We start from the raw sequence: 7,438 nt of genomic DNA on the forward strand, positions 1-7,438 counted from the left end.
CCATCAGCAAAAGGGGATGATAAGTTTATCACCACCGACTATTTGCAACAGTGCCGTTCGTCGTGATGTAACTCCTGGCTTTGTCGCCACGGAACTGATCATATGGCTCAACGAACATAAAATCATCCGCCCTGGTTACACCACGCTCCAGGAGGTGGTGAGCCGGGTTCTTTCTGATGAAAGGCTGCGGCTGGGGCATATTCTGGCGGAGCGGCTTGATGACACGACAATTACCGGGCTGGATAAGCTGATTGAGCGTGATGATACGCTTTCCCGGCTCGCGGTTCTCAGGCAGGATGCGCGTGACTTTGGCTGGCGCCAGATGGTCCACGAACGGGAAAAACGGGCCATCCTGGAGCCACTGCACCGCAAAGCCTGTGACATCTTACCGGCACTGAATATTTCCCAGCAAAACCTTTTGTACTATGCCAGCCTGGCAAATTTCTATACCGTTTACGATCTCCGCAACCTGAAGGCCGGACAGACCCGCCTTTACCTGCTGTGCTATGCCTGGGTTCGTTATCGCCAGTTCAGCGATAACCTGGTGGATGCGATGTTCTTCCATATGAAACAGCTCGAAGATGAGAGCCGCAGCGTGGCTAAACAGCTTATGGCTGATGTACAGGAAAAACACCGACGCGAAACATCCAAAATCGGGCGTCTGCTGTCGCTTTATGTTGATGACAGCGTTCCTGACCCCACGACCTTTGGTGAAGTCCGCCGGCGTGCCTGGAAAATCATGCCACGGGAGGCACTGAAAAGTACTGCGCAGCGCATGAGTGTAAAACCCGTCAGCAGACTGGCGCTACAGTGGCAGGCCGTGGACGGTATGACAGCATTAATCCGTCGTCACCTGCGGCCATTATACCTGTCACTCGACCTCACCAGCGTGGTCCGGGACAGTCCGTGGGCTGAGGCGCTGCACTGGCTCCGAATGGTGTTCGACAAAAAGCAGACACTTTCGCAGCGGTCACTTGAGGAATGCCCGCCTGAAACGTTACCCGCACGGCTGCGTCCATATCTGCTGGAATACGGTGAGGATGGTGAACCCACAGGCCTGAATGCCGGACGCTATGAGTTCTGGCTCTATCGCCAGATAAGAAAGCGTTTTCAGGCTGGTGAATTCCACCTCAATGACAGTCTCCGGCACCGCCATCTTTCTGATGAACTGGTACAGGAAGGGGAACAGGCCGCCGTACTGGCTGAAATGAACATCCCATTTTTGAAAAAGCCGATAAAAACGCAGCTAAAGGTGCTGGAGTCCGAACTGCACCGGCAGTGGAAAGCCTTCAACCGTGAGCTGAAGCAGGGGAAGCTAAAACATCTGGAATACGATAAAGAAACGCAGAAGCTGACCTGGCATAAATCAGTGGTCAGTCGTAATAAGGAGCAGAACAAGCGTTTTTATGAGCAACTTCCATTCTGTGATGTGACCGATGTTTTCCGCTTTGTTAACGAACAGTGCCGATTTCTTCATTCTATGAAGCCGCTACAACCCCGTTATGCCAAAAAAGAAGCGGATGCAGACAGCCTGATGGCGGTCATCGTTGCGCAGGCGATGAACCATGGTAATCATGTCATGGCGAGAACCAGCGATATTCCGTTCCATGTTCTGGAAACCACGTACGAACAGTACCTTCGCCTGGCGTCGTTGCTGACGGCCAATGACTGTATCACCGATGCCATAGAAGCACTGCCGGTCTTCCCGCTCTATTCGTTTGATCCGGAGACTCTTTATGGAGCCGTTGACGGGCAGAAATTTGGTGTTGAGCGTCCGACAGTGAAAGCCCGATACTCACGTAAATATTTTGGTCGGGGTAAAGGCATGGTGGCTTACACACTGCTGTGTAACCACATCCCAATCAACGGATACCTGATTGGCACAAACGAGTACGAAGGCCACCATGTCTTTGATATCTGGTACCGCAACACTTCAGCCGTGAAGCCTGCGGCCATTACCGGAGACATGCACAGCATCAACAAGGCCAACTTTGCGATCCTGCACTGGTTTGGCCTTCGATTTGAACCTCATTTTACTGACCTGAACAGACAGTTGTCGGAGTTGTACTGTACCAGAGAGCCCTCGACATATAAGAAGTGCCTGATTCAGCCTGCCGGACAGATTGACCTGGAACTTATTACCCGTGAAAAAAGCAATCTCGAGCGCATTGTCGCCACGCTGGGGCTGAAGGAAATGACGCAGGGAACGCTGATCCGCAAATTATGCACATATACAACGGCTAATCCGACAAGACAGGCAGTATTTGAATATGACCGGCTGGTTCGCAGTATTTACACCCTGAAGTATCTGCGCGATCCCCAACTGGAACGAAACATCCGCCGCTCCCAGAATCGGATTGAATCTTATCACCAGCTCCGTGCTGCCGTCGCCAAAGTCGGTGGAAAGAAAGAGTTAACCGGAAAAAACGACATTGAAACAGACATCAGTAATCAGTGCGGGCGGTTGATCTGCAACGCGATCGTTTATTACAACTCAGCGATCCTGTCGCGATTACTGGAACGGCTGGAAGCAGAAGGAAACGACAAGAGCATTGAGGCTTTGACCCGGATATCGCCGGTGGCCTGGCAACATATCTTGCTGAACGGGCATTATACCTTCCAGAGCAGCAATGAAATTATTGACCTGGATGCACTGGTTGCCGGGCTGAAACTGAGGTAACGGAAATTTCGGCGGTTCCGGCGTAGAACCCCTGACCGACTACATTGACAGCGTGTACGGAACGGCGCGCGGAAACCGGGCGCGTTTCCTGAAGGACAATCCGGATATCCTTCCCCAGGAGCTGAGCCGCTGGCTTAAGGCAGGCCTGAAAATCAGACCAGAGACCGGCGAAATCTACAAGCCCGTATCACGCCGCGTCAGAATACCGTCAGCGGTGGCAGCCGGGGCGGGCGTCTTTCTCTCTGACGACCTGCGTGAACGTGTTGCGTCACTGGCCACCGCGCAGAACGTGACAAGTGATGCCATGCTGAATGCCCTGGTGGAGCGCGAGGAACTGTGTCGTAAACTGTCCCTTCAGACGGAGAATGGTGACGCCGTACCGGAACAGCAGATTGCCGGCATTGTCAGCCGGTCCTTTTCAGCGCTGTCTGAGCGCAGTGAAACCGGGGCCTGGCACAGGGCGCTGGAGGTGCTGGTCCGGGAACTGACGGAATCTGGCCTGCTGTCATTCCATACCGGTAATATTGCCGAGAGCCGTCGCCTGAACATCCCCCGCACCGCGTATTACTGGTACGGCGGTTTCGTGGCAAAACGCGTGGCCATGATGCTGGGCTGCTACGATATCTACCTGTGGAACGAAATGATGCGCCCGGACAGCGATGTGGTCTTTGTGGGGGATGCGCGCAACGTCGTCGCCTGCTACTTCATCTGCCAGCAGATGTGCCGCCTGCTGAAAGCCGTGCGGCTGAGCTGGCGTAAGCAGCAGGGCGCGTGGGGGAGTCGGGCTGAGCTGGATGAGGCTGCGCACCGGTATACGCAGCGGCTGGCGGAGGGGATAATGGATAACGGTATTTTTATTGGTGGCGACGAGCAGAACTCTTACCGGCTGTACGATTATGCGGAAAAACATTATGCATGGGCCATGCGCTGAGCGGATGCAGACGGTTCCGGATGCCACTTTGTTGCTGTTCCGGTTAAAATACTCTCAGTATGACAGTAAGCGGGAACCCGACAGAATTTTGTGGACAGAATAAAGAAGGAAAAGAGCACTCAGTGACGTTGACAGAAAAATCGGGCCATCTGGCATGGTGTGCCCTGGTGGCGCTTGCGCTGGCCAGACAGAACGGCGATGCGCTGTCACCGGCACAGGAAAATCTCTTTCTCACCCGCTGGCTGGCGGCCGCGCTGAAGCAACGGCGTTTTTCGCGTGATGTGGCGCCCGATATCGAGTGGCTTCTGAAACAGGGACGCCAGCTGGGCGTCAGCGCGAAGCTGGCCAGCAAGCTGAATTACCTCTGGCGCTCCTGCACCGGCGAACTGTCTGAGCAAAACGACCTGTTCCGGCTGACGTATGCCCTGGAAACCGCGAAAGACATGAGCTGGAATTACCGCCTGTTGAGCGATCGGGAATGGTCAGGTCGGTATGCCGTTGCGCTGAACGCCGGCGTGAACGGCATTTATCTCTCGCGGACTAACCTCGACGCGGCGTTTGACGACGATGGGCGACAGATAAATCCGCTGCTGACGCGCCTGACCGGTAATGTCGGGGGCGTGGTAAAGCTGTTTAACCGGTGTGGCTGGCAGGCAGAGTCAGCACAGGATGCCTCCCTGCCACACCAGTTTATGTTGGTAGCCTGCCGGGATGCCGGATAGGTTATCCTGATTACATATGTAATACATTTGTAATCAATCATTAATCACCAAAGCCGCAACACAAGGTGAAGGTATATTGGTTGTAATATACACATGAGGCCACGATAATGTAGTTAAGGATGCAGCAGACTGGTTAATCCAGACATCCCGCTACCAGCGTTCGCTGGTCAGGCCTGGTCCGGTAAAGGCGCTTCTGAATACCAGATATATTTCTGGCGAAACCCACCTCAAGGTGGGTTTTGTTATGTATGAGCGTGATAGTTATTTTTTTTGATATCTTGAATACAAATGCAATACGTTTGTATTTCTTTTATAAAAGACGCTTTCGGGCCGTTTCATAGGCTTTTTCGTCTTCCCGTTTACCTACTGCGACCACCCATATAACAATCTCGTCATCGATAACCTTGTAAATCAAACGAAAACCAGATGCTCTCAGCTTTATTTTAAAGCAGCCAGCCAGATCACCATGCAGTCGGGCTGATTCCACATAAGGATTTTGCTGAAGCTTTTTTAGCTTCTTTTTGAATTGCTCACGGATCGTCTTTTCGAGCTTATTCCATTCCTTAAACGCCCTTTCGTCAAATTCAACATTAAAGGTCATCAACGTTAACCCTGATCCGTCTTGCCGGATTTTTCAGTCTTTCCCGAACCACTGCCAGAATATCAGCGTCTTCATCATCTTCGCTCACCATCACTGAGACTTCAGCAAAGGGGAGTTTTTCGTTCTCTGCGACATACCGCAGGAACAGACGAAGTGCGTCTGAAGGCGACAGATTCAGTTTTTCAAAGGCCTGATAGGCGTCTTTTTTCAGTTCGTCATCAACGCGGATTTGAATTGTGCTCATTGCTCGTACTCCGGTTATATCGTGTACAGTTATTATACAAGCACTACAAATGTAATTACAAGTGTGGTGCGTTTTTTACTAACCAGCAAGTAATGGCCACCACCCTTTTTTGACGGCAGAACACTAAATGAATGACTTGTGTAATACACAAGTATTCTATTTTCGTGTCAGAAGATGGCTGTAATCACGGTGATCCAGCGAAAAAGTGACACCCAGCTGTGGCGCTACGTCCAGCGCAAAAACCTTCAGATACACCTCCGTACTTTCATAGCGTTCATGCCCCATATAGGCCTGGACGACTTTCGGCGGCACGTGGTTGAAAAACAGATGCATGGCAAAACTGTGCCGCAGAGTTTTTGGATTGATGGCCGGGAGCGCAAATTCAATCCCCTCCTCCCGGGCTCTGTCGATCGCCTGTTGCATCCACAGCCAGGCTGTTTTCCTGCTGACGGCAAACAAGGGGCGTCGTCGGCCGGTTCTGAACGTGGCCAGATAGCGGCGAAGCTGATCGACATATGCGGCATCGAGCAGCGGCACTATCCGGGCTATCTTCTCATCCGCTGACGGTCGTCCCCTTCCCCGCTGGCGTTGTTTCAGTGTGCGTAACCGGATGCAGGGGCGTGGACCATCAAGTTGCAAATCCTCGGGTGTGATGGTCAGGGCTTCAGTAATACGGGCTCCGGTATTCCACAGTGTGGCAAAGAGCATACGCTGGCGCTCATCCGGCAGATAATGCAGTAATACGGCAACTTCGGGCGCCAGCAGATATTTAGGGAGATATGGCTGCAGCAGCGCCATACCACGCAGCGCGATGGCTGTTTCATAGTTCGTCGCAGGGACAGGGCTGTTGCCCGCTATCATCAGCATTCTTCCCTCCCCCCTTTCACTTGGTGTAATACAGTTAAAATACAAATGTAATCCTTATGAATTACACAAATACCCTCTCAGACCAGTTAAATCGCACCCATGTTTTTCGCCTCAGCCATAAACGTCCCGTGATGGCTTTCTGGGACGACGACCGGGATTGTTCTGCGGTTGTACAGCTGCATCAGCAACAATGTGCGATGGCGGCCGTCCGATACGCCAGAGTGTGTGACTGAAACCTGCGGGTATTCAACTGTGCCTTTCGCGATGTAGGTTTTGATCCTGTGCCACCGGCGCGGGTCAATGCAGAATGCACCGTCACCAAGAACGCTGAGAAAGGCCAGTCCGTCTACTTCAACAATCTTCGTCGGCTGATGGCGAAGCGGCTGCGGCAGATAAAACTGCAGGTCCTCAAAAGCCGGGAACGTGAGGCCCGACTCGTCCCGGGGGATGGCCTCAAAGGACGTAAAGGGATACTTCGTCATATAGGTCTGCATAAAGGTGTCCAGGTCTGTCTCAATCCTGGAGAACCATTCTGGTTCAGGTAAAAACGCTTTATCCCGCTCCCGCATCTCTCTGATGCTGTCGCCGAACAGGTCTTCAAGGCTGATGTTAACCTCCATGCTGCACTCCTGTTGCTGAATAAAAACAAAACCACGGCCCGGCAGGAACAACAACATGGGTATCCCGGGGTGGGGAGGTATCATTTTTTGTGTAATTCATTTGTATTACACAGGTGCGCTGTGCAAATTCTGTCGGGTAATACCCCTGCCAGTTATAAATTATTCGCGTAGCGTAATCCCGGCTTTCGTACTTATTCTGACACCTCCGTAGCCCTTATGCCACGGGAATAATTCGCCGCAGCCGTTTCCGTGAGGTAACAAAAATCGAAATATTCGTGTTCTGATACCTGGGTATTTTCAGCCAGGTGCCGGGAGAGTCGGAGAAAAAATGCCCTGTTCTGCCGTGGAACCGGACAGGGTGCGGGCCGGAAGCGAAAAGTTGCCTGAGGCAGGCCGGTGAAACACTCTGCCTGTTTCGTTACATCGACGGGAATGAATGCGTTCAGGCGAAAAAAAAACCGCCTTCAGAGGCGGTTTTTGAAAGGTATGGCCCTAACCAGTCCGGGACAAAACCACAGTCAAGCAGGAGAGAGCCGTTTTTTTCGGTACGATACGCCGCAGGTTCTGCAACGTATTCAAATGCGCTAATATACGGTAATTATAACACTACACAGAAAGGACGCAACAGCATGAGGATTGATGTTCGCCTGAGACGTAACGGCCTTTCCCCACGTCAGTTATTTTTCATTGAATGCTGGGGAAGTCTTGCGCATAAAGAAAGGGAAGGTGCGAATAAGCAGGTCATTTCTTCCCAAGCTGACTCGCTGATTAAA

7 protein-coding genes are annotated in these 7,438 nt (G+C 52.1%); 3 read left to right on the forward strand and 4 right to left on the reverse strand.

From position 1 onward, the window contains the following. From HX884_RS24565 to HX884_RS24575, 3 genes are all read left to right on the forward strand, one after another. On the forward strand, positions 1-2,680 hold a 2,680-nt coding region (locus HX884_RS24565), incomplete at its 5' end, for a Tn3 family transposase (RefSeq protein ID WP_178328930.1). A gap of 52 nt (positions 2,681-2,732) precedes the next feature. Continuing rightward, the gene (locus HX884_RS27385) at positions 2,733-3,611 is read left to right on the forward strand and encodes a hypothetical protein (protein ID WP_309138901.1); all 879 of its coding nucleotides are present in this window, start codon (positions 2,733-2,735) and stop codon (positions 3,609-3,611) included. 122 nt (positions 3,612-3,733) lie between these two features. Next, positions 3,734-4,333, forward strand: coding sequence for a DUF2913 family protein (locus tag HX884_RS24575; RefSeq protein WP_032637323.1), 600 nt, complete (start codon positions 3,734-3,736; stop codon positions 4,331-4,333). A gap of 310 nt (positions 4,334-4,643) precedes the next feature. On the opposite strand, the gene HX884_RS24580 is transcribed toward HX884_RS24575, so the two are convergent. From HX884_RS24580 to HX884_RS24595, 4 genes are all read right to left on the reverse strand, one after another. Then, on the reverse strand, positions 4,644-4,934 hold the full coding sequence (locus tag HX884_RS24580) for a type II toxin-antitoxin system RelE/ParE family toxin (protein ID WP_000143805.1): 291 nt from the start codon (positions 4,932-4,934) through the stop codon (positions 4,644-4,646). Continuing rightward, positions 4,924-5,178 (reverse strand): type II toxin-antitoxin system RelB/DinJ family antitoxin, encoded by a 255-nt coding sequence (locus HX884_RS24585; protein WP_000104338.1) that lies wholly within the window; start codon positions 5,176-5,178, stop codon positions 4,924-4,926. The genes HX884_RS24580 and HX884_RS24585 overlap by 11 nt, the downstream gene beginning before the upstream one ends. Positions 5,179-5,334: 156 nt before the next feature. After that, positions 5,335-6,045 carry a tyrosine-type recombinase/integrase gene (locus tag HX884_RS24590; protein ID WP_032637325.1) on the reverse strand — a complete coding sequence of 237 codons (711 nt, stop codon included), beginning with the start codon at positions 6,043-6,045 and terminating at the stop codon, positions 5,335-5,337. A gap of 86 nt (positions 6,046-6,131) precedes the next feature. Continuing rightward, a complete protein-coding gene (locus tag HX884_RS24595) occupies positions 6,132-6,665 on the reverse strand; it encodes a hypothetical protein (RefSeq protein WP_256737193.1) in 534 nt (177 codons plus the stop codon). Positions 6,666-7,438: the final 773 nt, after the last annotated feature.

Source organism: Enterobacter sp. SECR19-1250, from assembly GCF_013391025.1.
In the GTDB taxonomy this organism is placed as follows: Bacteria; Pseudomonadota; Gammaproteobacteria; order Enterobacterales; family Enterobacteriaceae; genus Enterobacter; species Enterobacter cloacae.